This is a genomic window from Oleiphilus sp. HI0125, from assembly GCF_001635355.1.
The window spans coordinates 1-15,351 of sequence record NZ_LWGF01001177.1; the positions used below are offsets into that span (position 1 = coordinate 1).

General features: G+C 45.6%; 19 protein-coding genes. 12 read left to right on the forward strand and 7 right to left on the reverse strand.

Annotation, left to right across the window (positions count from 1 at the left end; genetic code table 11):
• The 6 genes from A3762_RS20395 to A3762_RS20420 all read right to left on the reverse strand — a co-directional run.
• Positions 1 to 283 (reverse strand): ATP-binding cassette domain-containing protein (locus A3762_RS20395; protein ID WP_156493631.1); only part of this gene is annotated, 283 nt, incomplete at its 3' end.
• Positions 264 to 848 carry a lipopolysaccharide transport periplasmic protein LptA gene (gene lptA / locus A3762_RS20400; protein WP_068502532.1) on the reverse strand — a complete coding sequence of 195 codons (585 nt, stop codon included), beginning with the start codon at positions 846 to 848 and terminating at the stop codon, positions 264 to 266. The genes A3762_RS20395 and lptA, both read right to left, overlap by 20 nt.
• Positions 832 to 1,404 carry an LPS export ABC transporter periplasmic protein LptC gene (lptC, locus tag A3762_RS20405; protein WP_068476099.1) on the reverse strand — a complete coding sequence of 191 codons (573 nt, stop codon included), beginning with the start codon at positions 1,402 to 1,404 and terminating at the stop codon, positions 832 to 834. The genes lptA and lptC overlap by 17 nt, the downstream gene beginning before the upstream one ends.
• 1 nt (position 1,405) lies before the next feature.
• Positions 1,406 to 1,948 (reverse strand): HAD family hydrolase, encoded by a 543-nt coding sequence (locus tag A3762_RS20410; RefSeq protein WP_068476098.1) that lies wholly within the window; start codon positions 1,946 to 1,948, stop codon positions 1,406 to 1,408.
• Positions 1,945 to 2,907 carry a KpsF/GutQ family sugar-phosphate isomerase gene (locus A3762_RS20415; protein WP_068757375.1) on the reverse strand — a complete coding sequence of 321 codons (963 nt, stop codon included), beginning with the start codon at positions 2,905 to 2,907 and terminating at the stop codon, positions 1,945 to 1,947. Before A3762_RS20415 ends, A3762_RS20410 begins: the two co-directional genes overlap by 4 nt.
• A complete protein-coding gene (locus A3762_RS20420; protein ID WP_068476096.1) occupies positions 2,904 to 3,872 on the reverse strand; it encodes a calcium/sodium antiporter in 969 nt (322 codons plus the stop codon). Before A3762_RS20420 ends, A3762_RS20415 begins: the two co-directional genes overlap by 4 nt.
• A 172-nt stretch (positions 3,873 to 4,044) precedes the next feature.
• Between A3762_RS20420 and A3762_RS20425 the strand changes: the two genes are divergently transcribed.
• The 11 genes from A3762_RS20425 to A3762_RS20475 all read left to right on the forward strand — a co-directional run bounded on the left by A3762_RS20425 (position 4,045) and on the right by A3762_RS20475 (position 12,743).
• Positions 4,045 to 4,878, forward strand: coding sequence for an ABC transporter ATP-binding protein (locus A3762_RS20425; RefSeq protein WP_068757376.1), 834 nt, complete (start codon positions 4,045 to 4,047; stop codon positions 4,876 to 4,878).
• Positions 4,871 to 5,653, forward strand: a complete 783-nt coding sequence (gene mlaE, locus A3762_RS20430) for a lipid asymmetry maintenance ABC transporter permease subunit MlaE (RefSeq protein ID WP_068757378.1) — start codon at positions 4,871 to 4,873, stop codon at positions 5,651 to 5,653. The genes A3762_RS20425 and mlaE overlap by 8 nt, the downstream gene beginning before the upstream one ends.
• Before the next feature lie 33 nt (positions 5,654 to 5,686).
• On the forward strand, positions 5,687 to 6,145 hold the full coding sequence (mlaD, locus tag A3762_RS20435) for an outer membrane lipid asymmetry maintenance protein MlaD (protein WP_068757380.1): 459 nt from the start codon (positions 5,687 to 5,689) through the stop codon (positions 6,143 to 6,145).
• Positions 6,146 to 6,155: 10 nt separating this feature from the next.
• Entirely contained in the window at positions 6,156 to 6,821 is a 666-nt protein-coding gene (locus tag A3762_RS20440; RefSeq protein WP_068757382.1) for a phospholipid-binding protein MlaC, read from the forward strand.
• Positions 6,821 to 7,114 carry an STAS domain-containing protein gene (locus A3762_RS20445; RefSeq protein ID WP_068475094.1) on the forward strand — a complete coding sequence of 98 codons (294 nt, stop codon included), beginning with the start codon at positions 6,821 to 6,823 and terminating at the stop codon, positions 7,112 to 7,114. Before A3762_RS20440 ends, A3762_RS20445 begins: the two co-directional genes overlap by 1 nt.
• Before the next feature lie 115 nt (positions 7,115 to 7,229).
• Positions 7,230 to 7,472, forward strand: a complete 243-nt coding sequence (locus A3762_RS20450) for a BolA family protein (RefSeq protein WP_068475162.1) — start codon at positions 7,230 to 7,232, stop codon at positions 7,470 to 7,472.
• A gap of 29 nt (positions 7,473 to 7,501) precedes the next feature.
• Positions 7,502 to 8,764 (forward strand): UDP-N-acetylglucosamine 1-carboxyvinyltransferase, encoded by a 1,263-nt coding sequence (gene murA, locus A3762_RS20455; RefSeq protein ID WP_068476205.1) that lies wholly within the window; start codon positions 7,502 to 7,504, stop codon positions 8,762 to 8,764.
• Positions 8,765 to 8,800: 36 nt separating this feature from the next.
• Positions 8,801 to 9,439 carry an ATP phosphoribosyltransferase gene (gene hisG / locus A3762_RS20460; RefSeq protein ID WP_068476206.1) on the forward strand — a complete coding sequence of 213 codons (639 nt, stop codon included), beginning with the start codon at positions 8,801 to 8,803 and terminating at the stop codon, positions 9,437 to 9,439.
• A gap of 34 nt (positions 9,440 to 9,473) precedes the next feature.
• The gene (gene hisD, locus A3762_RS20465) at positions 9,474 to 10,781 is read left to right on the forward strand and encodes a histidinol dehydrogenase (protein WP_068476207.1); all 1,308 of its coding nucleotides are present in this window, start codon (positions 9,474 to 9,476) and stop codon (positions 10,779 to 10,781) included.
• Between the two features lie 62 nt (positions 10,782 to 10,843).
• Positions 10,844 to 11,965 carry a histidinol-phosphate transaminase gene (hisC, locus tag A3762_RS20470; protein WP_068757384.1) on the forward strand — a complete coding sequence of 374 codons (1,122 nt, stop codon included), beginning with the start codon at positions 10,844 to 10,846 and terminating at the stop codon, positions 11,963 to 11,965.
• Positions 11,966 to 11,984: 19 nt separating this feature from the next.
• Positions 11,985 to 12,743, forward strand: a complete 759-nt coding sequence (locus A3762_RS20475; RefSeq protein WP_068757386.1) for a Nif3-like dinuclear metal center hexameric protein — start codon at positions 11,985 to 11,987, stop codon at positions 12,741 to 12,743.
• A gap of 3 nt (positions 12,744 to 12,746) precedes the next feature.
• On the opposite strand, the gene A3762_RS20480 is transcribed toward A3762_RS20475, so the two are convergent.
• Entirely contained in the window at positions 12,747 to 13,280 is a 534-nt protein-coding gene (locus A3762_RS20480; protein ID WP_068757388.1) for a YhcB family protein, read from the reverse strand.
• Between the two features lie 195 nt (positions 13,281 to 13,475).
• Between A3762_RS20480 and zapE the strand changes: the two genes are divergently transcribed.
• On the forward strand, positions 13,476 to 14,588 hold the full coding sequence (gene zapE, locus A3762_RS20485) for a cell division protein ZapE (protein WP_068757390.1): 1,113 nt from the start codon (positions 13,476 to 13,478) through the stop codon (positions 14,586 to 14,588).
• Positions 14,589 to 15,351 lie beyond the last annotated feature (763 nt).

Here is a 15,351-nt window from a genome sequence, read left to right on the forward strand (position 1 = left end):
CAGTAAGTTTTCGAAATATTGATGCTTCTTGTGGTAAGTAACCAATACCGGCTTTTGCGCGCCCATGCATTGGCATGTTGCTAATGTCTCTGTCATCAATGAGGATTTGGCCCTTATCCTTGGATACTAGGCCAACGATCATGTAAAAGCAGGTAGTCTTACCCGCGCCGTTCGGACCAAGCAAGCCAACAATTTGTCCTGTTTTGATTTCAAGCGATACGTCGATAACAACTTGTCGTTTTTTGTAGGCTTTAGCAAGATGCTTAGCTTGAAGTGTCTTCATTAGGATTCGCTTGGTCTAGATTGTCGTTGGTTTGTGAATCGGAGTTTTCACTTGAAGGCTCAGATGCTTGAGGGAAGTACTGAATCTTCACTCGTTTGCCACTATCTTGATCCCCTTTGGCGCGAATTGCTTTGTCCATGATGTCGTATTCAATGCGATTTCCGGAAAACGAATTGGTGTCCTGGGCGAGTGTGGCGTTGCCGTTAAAAATCAAAACAGCATCTTTTGCTTTATACGTGATTTGTTCAGCTTGGCCGCTGGTGTTTTGAATATTGCTACTGGCGTCTGTTTGCTTGAATGTCGCGGGTGTACCATTCGCAATGATTTGTGTTACGGCGCGTTCACGAGCAAAAACACTGATGTTATCTGCGGTGAGTGTTGTCGAACCCTGGCGAATGATAACGTTGCCGCGATAGGTCGAAAAACCCTGTGAATCATCGATCACGGCACTGTCGGATTCAATTTCAATAGGTTGGGTTCGATCTACGTCAATGCTGTGAGCATTGTGCGTGGCAGTGAGTAAAAATAAAGTGACTAGAGCTAGGCTATTAATTCGCCAAGTCATAAATACCTCTAACGCGTTGAGAGAGTTCGATTTTTCGATCGTTGAGCGATGCTTCTAATCCGATAGATTTAAGCGTGCTTTTATCCTGAGTAATACTAACTTCGCGATCAGTAGATATAAAGTCATTGCGTGTATCGATATTCAGGTCTTGGGTAAGGATTGTTGTGATTTGTCCTTCTGAGCTAGTACGAGAAAGCTTGACCCGATCCTCTAGATATAGGTTTCCAGTATCGGCGTTAAATTGCCCTGATTCTGCGTTAAGTCTTAATTTGTCGCCTTGCTCATTGGTATACCAAATGGTTGGAGATTCTGTCGTAATCAGGGCATCATCTTTAAAGTAGAGAGACTTATCTGCTTTGACTTCTAGTTCTAGTTCGCCTGATTCTCCGAATTCCCGTAGGTAGGTATTGTTAGCGAAAGCAAAAGGTTTCTTTTCATTGCTGAATAGTTCTGGCGTCTCAGTTTGTGTAATGTCGCTGGTGTAGAACAGGCTTACCCCGACCAGTAAGATGACCGCCAATAATGAGAATTTTGATCGTTTAAAGGTTTTGCTCATATCACTTTTTTAAAAATGATTGATGAATGTCGTCGAGTAAACCTTGCGCTGATAGTATGAAGTCGCATGCCTCTCTTACGGCGCCATGGCCTCCGCTTGTTTGTGTGCACATGTCTGCATGTTCTTTCACAAAGCTATGCGCGTTCGGGACGGTGATGCCAAGGCCGCAGTGCTTGATGGCAGATAGGTCAGGCAAATCATCTCCCATATAGGCGCATTGCTCCCAGTCGAGTCCCAATTCTTGGCGAATATCATCAAGTGCAATCTTTTTGTCTTCGCGTCCTTGAACTAAATGCTTGATACCTAAGTCTCTTGCTCTGCGGGCGACAAGAGGCGAGTTCCTGCCCGTAATAATGGCAACTTCAATACCGTTTTGTTGGAGGAGCTTAATGCCGTGGCCGTCGAGTGTGCAAAACGCTTTTAGCTCGTCGCCTTGAGCAGAAAAAACAATTTTTCCGTCGCTTAATACGCCATCAACGTCGAGACCTAAAAGTTTGATCTTGTTTGCAGCATTTTTCGCTGCTTCGTTTATTGAATGGTTCATACGACACCCGCTTTCAAAAGGTCGTGCATATGGATCACGCCAACTAGTTTGTTCTCTTCATCAGATACCAAAAGCCCTGTGATCTTGTATTCTTCCATGACTTGCAATGCTTCGGCGGCGAGCGCCTTAGACTGAATCGTTTTGCAGTTCTTGGTCATTACTTTTGAGATCTCTGTGTTGTGAAGATCTAGCTTGTCATCAAAGGCGCGTCGAAGGTCGCCGTCTGTGAAGAGGCCTTGAATCTCTTTAGCATCATTCACAATCGCTGTGAGGCCAAAGCCTTTATCCGATATTTCAAATAGCCCTTCGGTCAGGGGTGTAGCAGGGCTGACTTCTGGAATTCTGTCACCTGTGTGCATCAGTTGCTCCACAGTCAATAGCAACTTACGCCCAAGGCTTCCGCCTGGATGAGAGAAGGCAAAGTCTTCTTCTGAAAAGCCTCTAGCTTCAAGAAGTGCAACAGCAAGCGCGTCACCAAGGGCTAGCGTCACGGTTGTACTTGATGTTGGGGCAAGTCCCAGGGGGCAAGCTTCTTTGCTGATGCTTATATCTAATGAAACATCACTAGCTGTCGCGAGTGCGGAGCTTTGCTTGCCTGTCATGCTGATGAGTGGCGCGCCCATGCGTTTGATTAGAGGAAGAATAGTTACCACTTCTTCCGTCTGGCCCGAGTTAGAAATGGCAAGCACAACATCTTGTTTGGTGATCATGCCTAGATCGCCATGGCTTGCTTCACCGGGGTGAACGAAAAATGCAGGTGTGCCTGTGCTTGCTAAAGTGGCTGCAATTTTGTTGGCGATATGACCTGATTTGCCCATGCCTGTCACAACAATTCGGCCAGAGCACTGAAGCATTAACTCACAAGCTTTTTCGAATGAGCTATCGATTCGTTCGAGCAAAGCGTTTACTGCATCGCGCTCGATTTCAATTGTACGTTTTCCAGAGTCTATATAATTCATGCAATTGTGCTGGCTGAATCCTGATAAAGAACGAATAGGTAGATAATATAGCTGCTTAGCATCACTGTGCCGGCAAGTTTTCCAATTTTCTCTCGTTTAAAGAGGTGGTTGATAAAACATACAAGAGCAAGGCCGAAAGTGAGCGTGAACATGAATCCATAGTCGCGAATCAAGTTTGCTTGCTCGATAAATGGCGGTGCAATCAGTGCTGGGATGGCTAGCACTGCGAGTAGGTTAAATAAGTTAGAGCCGATGATATTGCCAAGAGCAAGGTCATGGTGACCCTTCAATGCGCTAGCAATCGATGCCGCTAATTCGGGCAAGCTTGTACCTATCGCGACAATGGTTAAACCGATGATCAAATCGCTAATTCCAAGCGAACTTGCTATGCCACTTGCCCCCCAAACGAGCATTCTTGAACTTAAGATAAGGGCTGCAATGCTTCCGACCAAAATCGTGATCGCTTTGGTTTGAGCCATGGGTTCATTGTCTTGTACTTCCTCAGGTAATTCTGAAGAAGAGGAAGAGAGTTTAGCGAGTGCGATGAGCGAGATGAGGAGTATGCCAATAAGGATCAAGCCATCGTTGAAATCGAGCAGGCCGTCGATGATGACAATCGTTGCGAGCGCTGTTGCGATCAAAAGTATAGGTAGTTCAATTTTTAGTATTCCGAGCTTAATCGGAATAGCAGAAATGAGCGTAGTTACACCGAGCACTAGTGCTATGTTCGCAATGTTGGAGCCGAAAGCGTTTCCAACGGCGAGTGTGCTGGCTCCTTCGAGGGCTGCCATGCCTGATACGATAAGCTCGGGAGCGGATGTGCCAAATGCGACGATGGTTAGACCAACAAGCATCGGTGTCATGCCAAGGTTGAGTGCCGTGGCTACCGCACCTTCAACAAATTTGTCCGCACTCCAAATTAAAATTATCAAACCGATAATTACGGCTAAACTGAATACTAACAATGGGTATTGCTCTTATAAGGTTTTGTTAAAGCGCGCATTTTGCGAGACTTACCGGTACAGTGCAAGTAATAAGACCTGTAATTGCTTTGTTTAGTTTTTACTTGTAAATGCTTTCTTGAGGTCGCTACAATCAGACGCCTCAAAGGAACACTAGAATAAATTAGGAAATCGCTTGTCCTCCTATATAGAAGTCGAAAATCTTAGCTTCTCCCGCGGGTATAGAAAAATCTTTAATGGCCTCAGTCTGAGCATTCCGAGAGGAAAAGTGACGGCGATTATGGGGCCTAGTGGTATTGGTAAAACAACACTCCTCAAGCTCATTGGTGGTCAGCTGCGACCAGAGGGTGGTCGAGTATTGGTAGATGGCCAAGACTTCCAAACCTTAGGTCGCGACGAGTTATTTAAAGCGCGCGCCAAAATGGGCATGCTTTTTCAGAGTGGGGCGCTTTTTTCTGATTTGACCGTCTATGAAAACGTCGCGTTTCCTTTGCGTGCCCACACTAAACTTCCTGAGGATATGATTCGTGACATCGTGATCATGAAGCTCAATGCTGTGGGTTTGCGTGGTGCGCGTGATATGAAGCCTTCAGAGCTTTCTGGAGGTATGACTCGTCGTGTTGCTCTCGCGCGTTCAATCGTTCTTGATCCTGCCTTAATTATGTATGACGAGCCTTTTGCGGGGCAGGATCCGATCGCAATGGGAGTTCTTGTGCAGCTAATTCGTTTATTAAACGACACCCTAGGTCTCACGAGTGTTCTTGTCTCTCATGATATTGCTGAGTCATTGAGTATTTGTGATCACGCAATTGTTATTGCCGATGGTCGAGTGATTGGAGCGGGCTCTCCTGAAGAATTGCGTCGTTCAGATTCTGCATTGGTTAAGCAGTTTGTTAACGGTTTGCCTGATGGACCTGTGCCATTTCATTTTCCTGCGCGAGATTATAAAGATGACTTGCTCGGTGTAGATGATTCGGACCTGCTCGGTTTAGGGGGTGGTCGTGGTTAAGTCCATTCAAAAGCTCGGGCGTACAGGTATTGAATTTATTTCGGCGCTCGGCCGTTCGGGTGTGTTTTTATTACGCGCCATTATGGGTTTAAGTTTCACTCGTAAAGGGGTGGGGCTGTTGGTGAAACAGTTCTATCAGGTCGGGGTGCTCTCTCTCATTATTATCATTGTGTCTGGCATGTTTATCGGCATGGTTCTCGGCCTTCAGGGTTATAGCATTTTGGTGGACTACGGCTCAGAGCAAGCGGTAGGGCAAATGGTCGCGTTAACACTTGTAAGGGAGTTGGGGCCTGTCGTGACTGCGCTTCTTTTTGCTGGGCGAGCTGGTTCTGCTTTAACGGCAGAGATCGGGTTGATGAAAGCAACGGAGCAGTTATCGAGTCTTGAAATGATGGGTGTTGACCCGATGCGTCATATTATTGCACCGCGTTTTTGGGCGGGTTTTATGTCTTTGCCAATACTAGCTGCAATTTTTAGCGCAGTTGGGATTTTCGGTGGGATGCTTGTGAGTGTCGACTGGTTAGGCGTATATGATGGTGCGTTCTGGTCAAATATGCAGTCGGCAGTTGAGTTTGATGCTGACGTGGTCAACGGCATGATAAAAGCTGTAGTGTTTGGTTTGGTTGTAACTTGGATCGCGGTTTTTCAAGGTTATGATCTGATTCCAACTTCTGAAGGAATTAGTAATGCGACGACCAAAACGGTCGTTTATTCGTCATTAGCTATCCTTGGTCTAGACTTTCTGCTTACTGCAGTAATGTTCGGTGGTCTGTAAAGATCGCTTTGATGGAACTAAAAGAGAATATGTATGTATAACAAATCAGTCGAATTAGTTGTGGGATTGTTTATGGTCGCAGGAATGGCCGCTCTGATGTTTCTCGCATTGCAAGTTAGTGGTCTGTCGCTCGATTCACAAAAAGACTCTTACCGAGTCTATGCCCAATTTGATGACCTGGGTGGTCTGTCTGTTCGTGGACGTGTCTCGATGGCTGGTGTGGCGATAGGTCGCGTGAGCGATGTAAGTCTTGATAAAGAATCTGCAATGGCTTTGGTGGAAATGGAAATTTACGCCGAAGTCGATAACTTGACGACTGATAGTGTTGCGTCAATTCAAACCTCTGGGTTGTTAGGAGATAAGTTTGTCGCAATAAGTGTTGGTGCTGATGAAGAGTATCTGCAAGACGGCGATACTATTTTTGATACGCAGTCAGCCTTAAATCTTGAAAAATTGATCGGTGCATTCGCATCGGGTCAAGCAGACATTTAAGAGAGAAAATATGTTTAGTGCACGATTGGCGGGTGTTGTTTTCCTTCTCGTTGCCATGTTCACAGCTAAGGTTCATGCGGATGAATCGGATGTTGTAAAGCAAGCGGTTGAGCAAAATGTTGCTCAGATATTGGCGACCTTTGAAGCGGAAAAAGAGGGTTACGAAACAAACCCAGAAGTGTTCTACGCGAACATGGAAAAGGCTGTCAGTGGTATTATCGATTTTCGTCGAATTGCTGCGCGCGTGATGGGAAAATATGCAAAACGTGCAGATAAAGATCAGCGTAATCGCTTTGTCGAAGCTTTTAAGTCAAGTTTATTTCAGACTTATACGAGAGCTATTATCGAGCAAGGATCCTTCAATATGAAGGTGGTTAAGGCAACGATGAATCCTCGCAGTGATAAGCGTGCTTCCGTCGATATGGAAGTGATTACGCAAAGCGGAAATGTCTACCCAGTAACGTATTCAATGTACAAAAACAAAAGCGATCAATGGTTGATGGAGAACGTTATTGTTTTTGGTATCAATATAGGTTTGGCTTTCAGAGATAAGTTCGAAGCTCAAATGCGTTTGCGCAAAGGAGACGTAGATGAGGTTATTGCCAACTGGTCAGTCGATTTAAATATTGATGTAGATGAAGTTGTTGCAAGTCAGGCTGAGGTGCAAGAGAGCTAATGTTTCAGGTTTCGATGTCAGATAGTGAGCTTGTATTAAGCGGCGAGTTTGATCGTGGACAAACTATTGAAGCGAGAACGCAGCTTGAAGAGTATGTTAAATCCTCTTCTGCAGCAGCAATGTCGCTTAATTTAGAAAACCTGACCACATTCAATAGTGAAGTACTTTCACTCTGTTTGTGCCTCTTGCGCACGGCAAAGCAATGCGGTGTTGAGCTTAATTTTGTTAATGCTCCGTCTCGTTTATTCGATATGGCGCGAGTAGGCGGCATGGAGTTTATTTTCAGCCATTAGGCCTTTCTTTTCTTTTAAAGCTAAATTCTTAGCTTCTTCTTTAGTGCTTGCGGTGAATCCTGTATCATACGCGGCCGATTCTTCTCTATATTTTTAAGATTTACAGGTTGTTTGTATGCAAGCAAGCGAAGTTGAAGCGCTCGTCAAAGCGCAATACCCTGAAATGGATGTCGTTGTTGAAACAGATGGTTATCACTATCAGCTCAGAGCTGTTGGTCAAGAGTTCGCAGGCCTCAATAAAGTAAAAAGGCAACAACTCGTTTACGGATGTTTAAATGCTCATATCGTTGATGGAACGATCCACGCGGTGATTATGCAAACCTACACTCCTGAAGAATGGGCTGAACAAAACAGCTAAGCGATTCGAGTTAAAACGACAAGGCAACTATGGATAAATTAATGATTGGCGGCGGTGTCGCGTTAGATGGCGAAATTCGCATCTCTGGCGCAAAAAACGCAGCCTTACCAATTCTCGCGGCAACTTTGCTCGCCGATGAACCTGTTTCGATTGGCAACTTGCCACATCTTCATGACATCACCACGATGATTGAATTGATGGGACGTATGGGTGTTGAGTTATTGATTGACGAGAAATTGAGCGTCGAAGTCAATGCGACAACGATTCAAGACTTAACTGCGCCCTATGATCTAGTCAAAACTATGCGCGCCTCTATCTTGGTGCTTGGTCCTTTGTTAGCTCATTTCGGTAAAGCACACGTTTCGTTACCAGGCGGATGTGCAATTGGTAGTCGACCTGTTGATCTGCACATCAAGGGTTTGCAGGCAATGGGTGCGGATATAGTAGTTGAAGATGGCTATATCAAGGCAAGCTCAAACGGACGCTTGAAAGGCGCAACCATCGTATTCGATGTCATCACCGTAACAGGTACTGAAAACTTATTAATGGCTGCTGCGCTTGCTGAAGGCAAAACGATCCTGAAAAACGCTGCGAGAGAGCCAGAAGTTGTCGATTTGGCAGAATGCTTGATCGCAATGGGTGCCAAGATCACAGGCCATGGTACTGATGTTATTGAAGTGGAAGGTGTCGAGAGCCTAAAAGGCACGCATTATGACGTAATGCCGGATCGTGTAGAGACTGGAACATACCTCGTTGCAGCAGCAGCAACACGCGGTCGCGTTAAACTAAAAGATACACGAGCAGATTTACTAGATGCTGTATTAGTTAAGCTTGAAGAAGCGGGTGCAGAAATCACAACGGGTGAAGACTGGATCGAACTAGATATGAAGGGTAAACGTCCGAAAGCAGTTTCGGTTAAAACAGCGCCTTATCCTGCTTTTCCCACGGATATGCAAGCGCAATTCGTATCAATGAATTGCGTCGCTGAAGGTTCAGGCTCAATTACCGAAACAATTTTTGAAAATCGTTTCATGCACGTGCAAGAGCTACAGCGTATGGGCGCTGATATTAAGGTCGAAGGCAACACTGCGATTATTACAGGCGTTGAAAAACTTCATGCAGCGCCGGTTATGGCAACAGATTTGCGTGCTTCTGCAAGTCTTGTAATCGCAGGATTACTGGCTGATGGAAACACCTTAGTTGATCGCATATACCACATCGATCGTGGTTACGAATGTATTGAAGAAAAACTGCAATTGCTGGGCGGTAAAATCCAGCGTCTACCGGGTTAATGCTCGGTTTTATTGATTGCATAGCGGATTTAAAGAATGTCTGATTCATTGATCATCGCTCTATCTAAAGGGCGTATTTTGAAAGAAACCTTACCGTTGTTAGCGGAAGCGGGTGTTGAGCCTCTAGAGGACTTAAGCTCTAGTCGTAAGCTAATTTTTGATACAACGGTAGAAAATATTAAGTTCATTATTATTCGCGCGACTGATGTTCCATCTTATGTTCAGTATGGTGGTGCTGATATCGGTGTGACAGGTAAAGACGTGCTAATGGAGCACGGCGCTGAAGGTTTGTATGAGCCTTTAGATCTGCATATTGCTAAGTGTCGTTTGATGACAGCCGGTAAGAAAGGCGAAGACACGCCAGCCGGTCGAATTCGAGTTGCAACGAAGTTCGTTAATTTGGCGAAGAAGTTTTACGCGGAACAGGGCGTTCAAGCCGACATAATTAAATTGTATGGTGCAATGGAACTCGCTCCGATACTTGATCTTGCTGATGAGATCGTTGATATCGTCGATACAGGAAACACGCTCAAAGCCAATGGTCTAGAGCCACGCGAACATATTCACGATATTAGTACTCGCTTAGTTGTTAATCGTGCGTCTATGAAAATGAAGCACGCACAAATCCAACCAATTATTGAGTTGCTTGCAAAGGCTGTTGAAAAACGCCTGTAGTTGTTGAGAAATAGAAGTTGTTTTTGGAGATTTTATGTTAACTATCAAACGCTTAAGTTCGAAAGATTCGGATTTTAATGACAAGCTGGCAGATCTAGTCGCTTGGGATGAGGCGCTTGATGAGTCTGTGCATCGTACAGTTAAAGATATTATCTCAGATGTGCGTAAGCGCGGCGACGAAGCTGTTCTTGAGTTGACGAATCGCTTCGATCAAGTTGGAGCTAGCGCATTGTCAGAACTTGAAATGCCTCAATCTCGTTTGCAAGAAGCTTTAGAAGGCTTGCCTACGGATCAACGCGAAGCTCTGCAACAAGCTGCAGCGCGTGTACGTAGTTATCATGAAAAACAAGCGCAGGGTGGCAGTTCTTGGGAATTTACTGAGGCGGATGGTACCAAACTTGGTCAACGAGTTTTGCCTGTAGATCGTGCTGGATTGTACGTTCCGGGTGGTAAAGCGGCTTATCCATCATCTGTGTTGATGAATGCGATTCCAGCGAAGGTTGCTGGTGTTGAAGAAGTCGTGATGGTGGTGCCTACTCCAGGCGGCGAGGTGAATCAGCTTGTGCTGGCGGCTGCAGCTGTCTGTGGCGTAGATCGCGTATTCACGATCGGTGGTGCACAAGCTGTTGCAGCATTAGCGTATGGTACAGAGACGATTCCAGCGGTTGATAAAATTGTTGGCCCAGGAAACATCTTTGTTGCCACAGCGAAGCGTGAAGTCTTTGGCCAAGTCGGTATTGATATGATCGCAGGTCCTTCCGAGATTCTTGTTATTTGTGACGGTAAGACCGACCCTGATTGGATTGCGATGGATCTGTTCTCTCAAGCAGAACACGACGAAAATGCGCAATCAATTTTGATCTCAGACGATGCTGATTATCTCGATGCTGTCGAATCTAGTATCAATAAGCTAATCGATGGCATGGAGCGCAAAGATATTATTCGTGCATCCATCGAGGATAGAGCGGCATTAATTCAGGTTGAATCTCTTGAGCAAGCGGCTGAAGTTAGTAACACCATCGCGCCAGAGCACTTAGAGTTGTCGGTTGAAGATCCAGAAGCCTTAGCTCAGCATATTAAGCATGCAGGGGCGATCTTTATGGGGCGTTATACGGCTGAGGCCTTAGGCGATTATTGCGCCGGGCCAAACCACGTTCTACCAACTTCGGGAACCGCGCGTTTTTCATCTCCTCTAGGTGTGTATGACTTCCAGAAACGCTCATCGTTGATCTACTTCTCTGAGCAAGGGGCGAGTGATCAAGGCAAGGTAGCGTCTGTATTGGCGCGCGGAGAAGGTCTTGAAGCGCACGCACGTTCTGCGGAATATCGTATTAAAGAATAAATTTGATAGGGCGTCGTGATGACAGGATCGACGCCTACGCCAAGCCTTAAGCAGGTAGTTATATGTCTAATTCTCTTCCTCTTCAAAGTGCAGCACTTGTTGAAACCTTGGTTCGACCTGAAATCAGGGCGATGCACTCTTATTATGTTCCAGATTCTTCCGGTTTGTTGAAAATGGATGCCATGGAAAATCCCAATCTATGGCCCGGTGAATTACAACAAGAATGGTTCGAAACACTTAAAGGTTTGGATGTTAATCGTTATCCTGATCCGTCTTGCGCGGAGTTAAAGGCAGGCATCCGCGAGTTGTTAAAGCTAGATGCTTTGCAAGAGCAATCGGGTTTTGATTTGGACATATTGCTTGGTAACGGGTCCGATGAAATTATCCAAATCCTAGCTATGGCGCTTTCTACACCTGAACGTGGCGTGTTGGCAGTTGAGCCAAGTTTTGTGATGTACAAAATGATCTCGGCTTTTGTTGGTGTGCCATATACTGGCGTGGATCTGAACGCCGATTTCTCAATTAATCTAGCCGCTACCTTATCGGCAATTCAAGAGCATGACCCAGCTCTTATCTTTTTAGCTGCGCCTAATAACCCGACAGGCAATGTGTTCTCTGAAGAAGACTTGCAGGCGATTATCGACGCCGCAAATGGCCTTGTTGTGCTTGATGAAGCCTACATGGCATTTACCGATAGTGACTTATTGTCTTACGTGTCGCGTTACCCAAATGTTGTTGTAATGCGAACCTTCTCGAAGGTCGGTTTAGCAGGTTTGCGTCTTGGCTTCATGGTGGGTAGCAGTAATTGGCTTAAAGAATTTGAGAAGCTTCGTTTGCCATACAATATCAATGTGTTAACACAGGCCAGCGCTAGTTTAGCTATCAAGCACTATGACAAACTAGCGGCTCAATGTGAGTTGCTTAAGACTGCTCGATCTGAGTTACTCGCTTCCTTGGCGGATATTGATGGTCTGGAAGTTTTCCCTAGCGAAGCGAATTTCGTGCTCGTGCGCTGCAGTAATGGTGGAGCACGAAGTGTTTTTGAAGCAATGAAGACTCAGGGCGTGCTCATAAAGTGTTTGGATGGAGGGCATCCTCTACTAGCTGAGTGTTTGCGATTAACGGTCGGTACTGTCCAGCAAAACGAAGAAATGATTGCGGCGCTTAAGAAAGCATTGGCTTAGGGATTTCGGAGGGCAAGAAATGATCGAACGTATTGAGTTAGAGAAATATTTAGCAGACCTTCTCAGTATCTCGAGTGTTCGAGACTATTGCCCAAATGGTCTTCAAGTCGAAGGTGCTAGCCAGATTTCAAAAATCGTCGGTGGTGTGACTGCGTCTCAAGATCTAATTGATGTTGCCATCAAAGAAAACGCCGATGCGATCTTGGTTCATCACGGTTACTTCTGGAAAGGTGAGTCAGAGGCTATTACGGGTATTAAGCGCAATCGAATTAAGGCCTTACTTGATCACGATATTAATCTATTTGCGTATCACCTTCCGTTAGATGTGCATCCTGCACTGGGCAATAATGCCGAGTTAGGTCGTTTGCTTGGTTTCGAAACCAGCGGCGGGATGGAACCAGATAATAAGTTTAGTGTTGGGTTAGTGGGTTCTCTACCAACACCTATGGTGTTAAGCGATTTAACTAAGCATGTGAGCGCTGTGTTGGGACGTGATGCGCTGAGTATTGGTGCTTCAGATAAAGAAATCAAAACGGTTGCTTGGTGTACCGGTGGTGCGCAGAGCATGATTGATAAGGCAGTTGCGCTTGGTGTAGATGCATATATCAGTGGTGAGATTTCAGAACCGACTGTGCACATTGCGCGTGAAACGGGAGTGGCTTATATCTCGGCTGGCCATCATGCTACCGAACGATATGGCGCAAAAGCGCTTGGTGAGCATTTACAGGATAAGTTTGATCTCGATTTCGTTTTTGTTGATATCGATAATCCAGTCTGACGCTTAAGCGTCAGACGTTGGGCGTTTTTGTTCTTCGCCTTTATATTGCTGCTCTAAATCTTCGTTAAATTCATTAGGCGTATTTTGTTGCCCTTCAAAGCCATAACCCTCAGACAGCGTACCTTCTTCTTCAGGCTTATCTTTCGGTGCGTAATCCATTGGTGGTGTAACGTCATTATTAGCTATGTCGATCGTGTGGCCTCGGTGAGAGGGCGTTTTGCTTGCGTTAAAGCTTAGCGATAACACGCTTTCTATCTCGTCATCTTCGCACAACTTACGAGCACCACTCGCAAGTTGTTCGTGAACGTCTTTGTAGCTTTTATTCAGTGTTTGCACCTTGCGTGCAGTGTCCATGAAATGGGCAGTTACATCGGCTTGATAACGCGTAAAGCGTTCTTCGGTTTCGTTGAGTTTTGCTTGGAGGCGAGCAATCTTTCGGCCATCGCCTTTAGTGCTTCGTTGCACGAGAACGCCGATAACTAATCCTAAGCTAAATAAACCTAACGCTGCGATAACTTGAATGCTCGTTTCTGTCACAAATAACCTGCTTGTTTCTTTAATTGACGTGATTGGATACTAAAACCCTTTGTCTTACATGACAACACTGCTCAGTATGCTTTCCAAGAATATGAGAAATATTGGCCTTTCTCTTTGCATCACGGCAGAATATGCGCCGTTTTTATTGTAGCTGCAATCCTTTGATTGTCTTTAATCCTTACGGTGAGTTGTTTTATGTCTTTAGCGTCTCTTTCTCCTATTCAGCGATATGAACGTGATCTACAAAAAGATGGATTTATGGAAGATCCAGCACAGCGTATGGCTGTTGAAAAGCTGCAATCTTTGTATGACGCGCTGATCGAAGATGAGAAGCAAAGAGCAAAGAAAACCTATCGTTTTTTTGGGAAGTTCAAAAAGAAGAATATCGAACCCGTAAAAGGTTTGTATTTTTGGGGCGGAGTAGGTCGTGGTAAGACCTACTTGATGGATAACTTTTATGAAAGCCTACCTTTTGATCGCAAGATGCGTATTCACTTTCACCGCTTTATGCAGCGCGTCCATGCTGAACTGACCACGCTTAACGACACGCCTGACCCGCTATTGGTTGTTGCTGATCGTTTAGCTGATGAAACACGCATCATTTGTTTCGATGAATTTTTTGTTTCTGATATCGGTGATGCAATGATTCTTGCGGGCTTGATGGAAGCCTTGTTTGCACGCGGTGTGAGTTTGGTTTGTACGTCAAACATCGTACCTGACGGCTTGTATAAGGACGGCTTGCAGAGAGCTCGTTTCCTACCAGCGATCGCCTTAGTGAATAAACACACCGAAGTTGTCAATGTCGATGGTGGAACAGACTATCGTTTGCGTACTCTGCAGCAAGCTGAACTATTCCATCACCCTCTCGATGCGCAAGCAGATATCAATCTTGAGAAATACTTCTCTCAACTTGCAGTAGAAGCGGGTGAGCATGGTCTGTTGTTGACGATCAATGGGCGACCGCTGAATGCTCTGCGTCATGCTGATGACGTAGTGTGGTTTGACTTTAAGGAGCTATGTGATGGCCCAAGAAGTCAGAATGATTACATCGAGCTCGCGCGCGAGTTCCACGCTGTTATTTTGAGCGATGTTCCAACAATGGGCTCAGAGAATGACGATCAAGCTCGACGCTTTATCAATCTGATCGATGAATTCTATGATCGAAACGTAAAGCTGATTATTTCAGCTGCAGCGCCGATTCATGCCTTATACGAAGGTGGTCGTTTGAATTTTGAGTTTGAGCGAACCGAGAGTCGATTGCTTGAGATGCAGAGTGAGGAGTACTTAGCTTCTGAGCACCGCGCTTAAAAACTCATTCAAAGCTATTCCAATTGCAAATACTGCGTTAAATATGCGCTCAAACTGCTCACTGGCTTTGCCAGAACGCACTTTAGTGCGGCCCGTAGGGTGAGCGAAGCGAATATTTATGGATTTATAAACTCCGCGTTTTCGCGCATTTTTACCTTGTCTTTGCTGCTTTCATGACGCTTTGCTTTGAGTTTTAACCAATTTTTGAGCTCAATTCATTATCATTCCCGCGCAGGCGGGACAAAAGCGTTTTAGCGCGTTGAACGACCAATGGTCGGCCCGAAGGGTAAGCGGAGCGCATCATCTATTGTTTAGGCGGAAAGCACGGGGCTAGATAATACCTGTCATTGGGCGTTTTCTGGGATGGCTTTAACTTAACTCTTCTTTTCCTGTCGGCGCTGGCCGACGGCAGGTCGGGGTCTTTGTCTCGCCAAAGACCCCAACACCCCAAAGGCGACCCGGATCGCTTGCGCGCTCGACGGGGTTATCCCTTCGTTCCAGTCCGTCATTGCCGCGAAGGCGGCAATCTATTGTTTAAAGTGTAATGCTCGGAACTAGACAAAAGCCGCTGTTAGTGCTTCGCAGTTCACCATGCCCGCTTCGAAGAAGATTGCAGACCTTAACGCTTTGATCGCACCTGCTTCGAGAGGTCGAGTTGTGTAGGTTCAAATTATATCTACAGGTCGGCTGTGATAACCGCGCGAGCGGCGGGTATCACTGCTTACTCTTATAAAGCTCTGATTTTAAGGAGGTAATGAATTAG

Coding starts and splice junctions, on each gene's coding strand:
- lptA (WP_068502532.1), bottom strand. CDS start 848: ATGACTTGGCGAATTAATAGCCTAGCTCTAGTCACTTTATTTTTACTC.
- lptC (WP_068476099.1), bottom strand. CDS start 1,404: ATGAGCAAAACCTTTAAACGATCAAAATTCTCATTATTGGCGGTCATC.
- A3762_RS20410 (WP_068476098.1), bottom strand. CDS start 1,948: ATGAACCATTCAATAAACGAAGCAGCGAAAAATGCTGCAAACAAGATC.
- A3762_RS20415 (WP_068757375.1), bottom strand. CDS start 2,907: ATGAATTATATAGACTCTGGAAAACGTACAATTGAAATCGAGCGCGAT.
- mlaD (WP_068757380.1), top strand. CDS start 5,687: ATGTATAACAAATCAGTCGAATTAGTTGTGGGATTGTTTATGGTCGCA.
- A3762_RS20440 (WP_068757382.1), top strand. CDS start 6,156: ATGTTTAGTGCACGATTGGCGGGTGTTGTTTTCCTTCTCGTTGCCATG.
- A3762_RS20445 (WP_068475094.1), top strand. CDS start 6,821: ATGTTTCAGGTTTCGATGTCAGATAGTGAGCTTGTATTAAGCGGCGAG.
- A3762_RS20450 (WP_068475162.1), top strand. CDS start 7,230: ATGCAAGCAAGCGAAGTTGAAGCGCTCGTCAAAGCGCAATACCCTGAA.
- murA (WP_068476205.1), top strand. CDS start 7,502: ATGGATAAATTAATGATTGGCGGCGGTGTCGCGTTAGATGGCGAAATT.
- hisG (WP_068476206.1), top strand. CDS start 8,801: ATGTCTGATTCATTGATCATCGCTCTATCTAAAGGGCGTATTTTGAAA.
- hisD (WP_068476207.1), top strand. CDS start 9,474: ATGTTAACTATCAAACGCTTAAGTTCGAAAGATTCGGATTTTAATGAC.
- hisC (WP_068757384.1), top strand. CDS start 10,844: ATGTCTAATTCTCTTCCTCTTCAAAGTGCAGCACTTGTTGAAACCTTG.
- A3762_RS20475 (WP_068757386.1), top strand. CDS start 11,985: ATGATCGAACGTATTGAGTTAGAGAAATATTTAGCAGACCTTCTCAGT.
- zapE (WP_068757390.1), top strand. CDS start 13,476: ATGTCTTTAGCGTCTCTTTCTCCTATTCAGCGATATGAACGTGATCTA.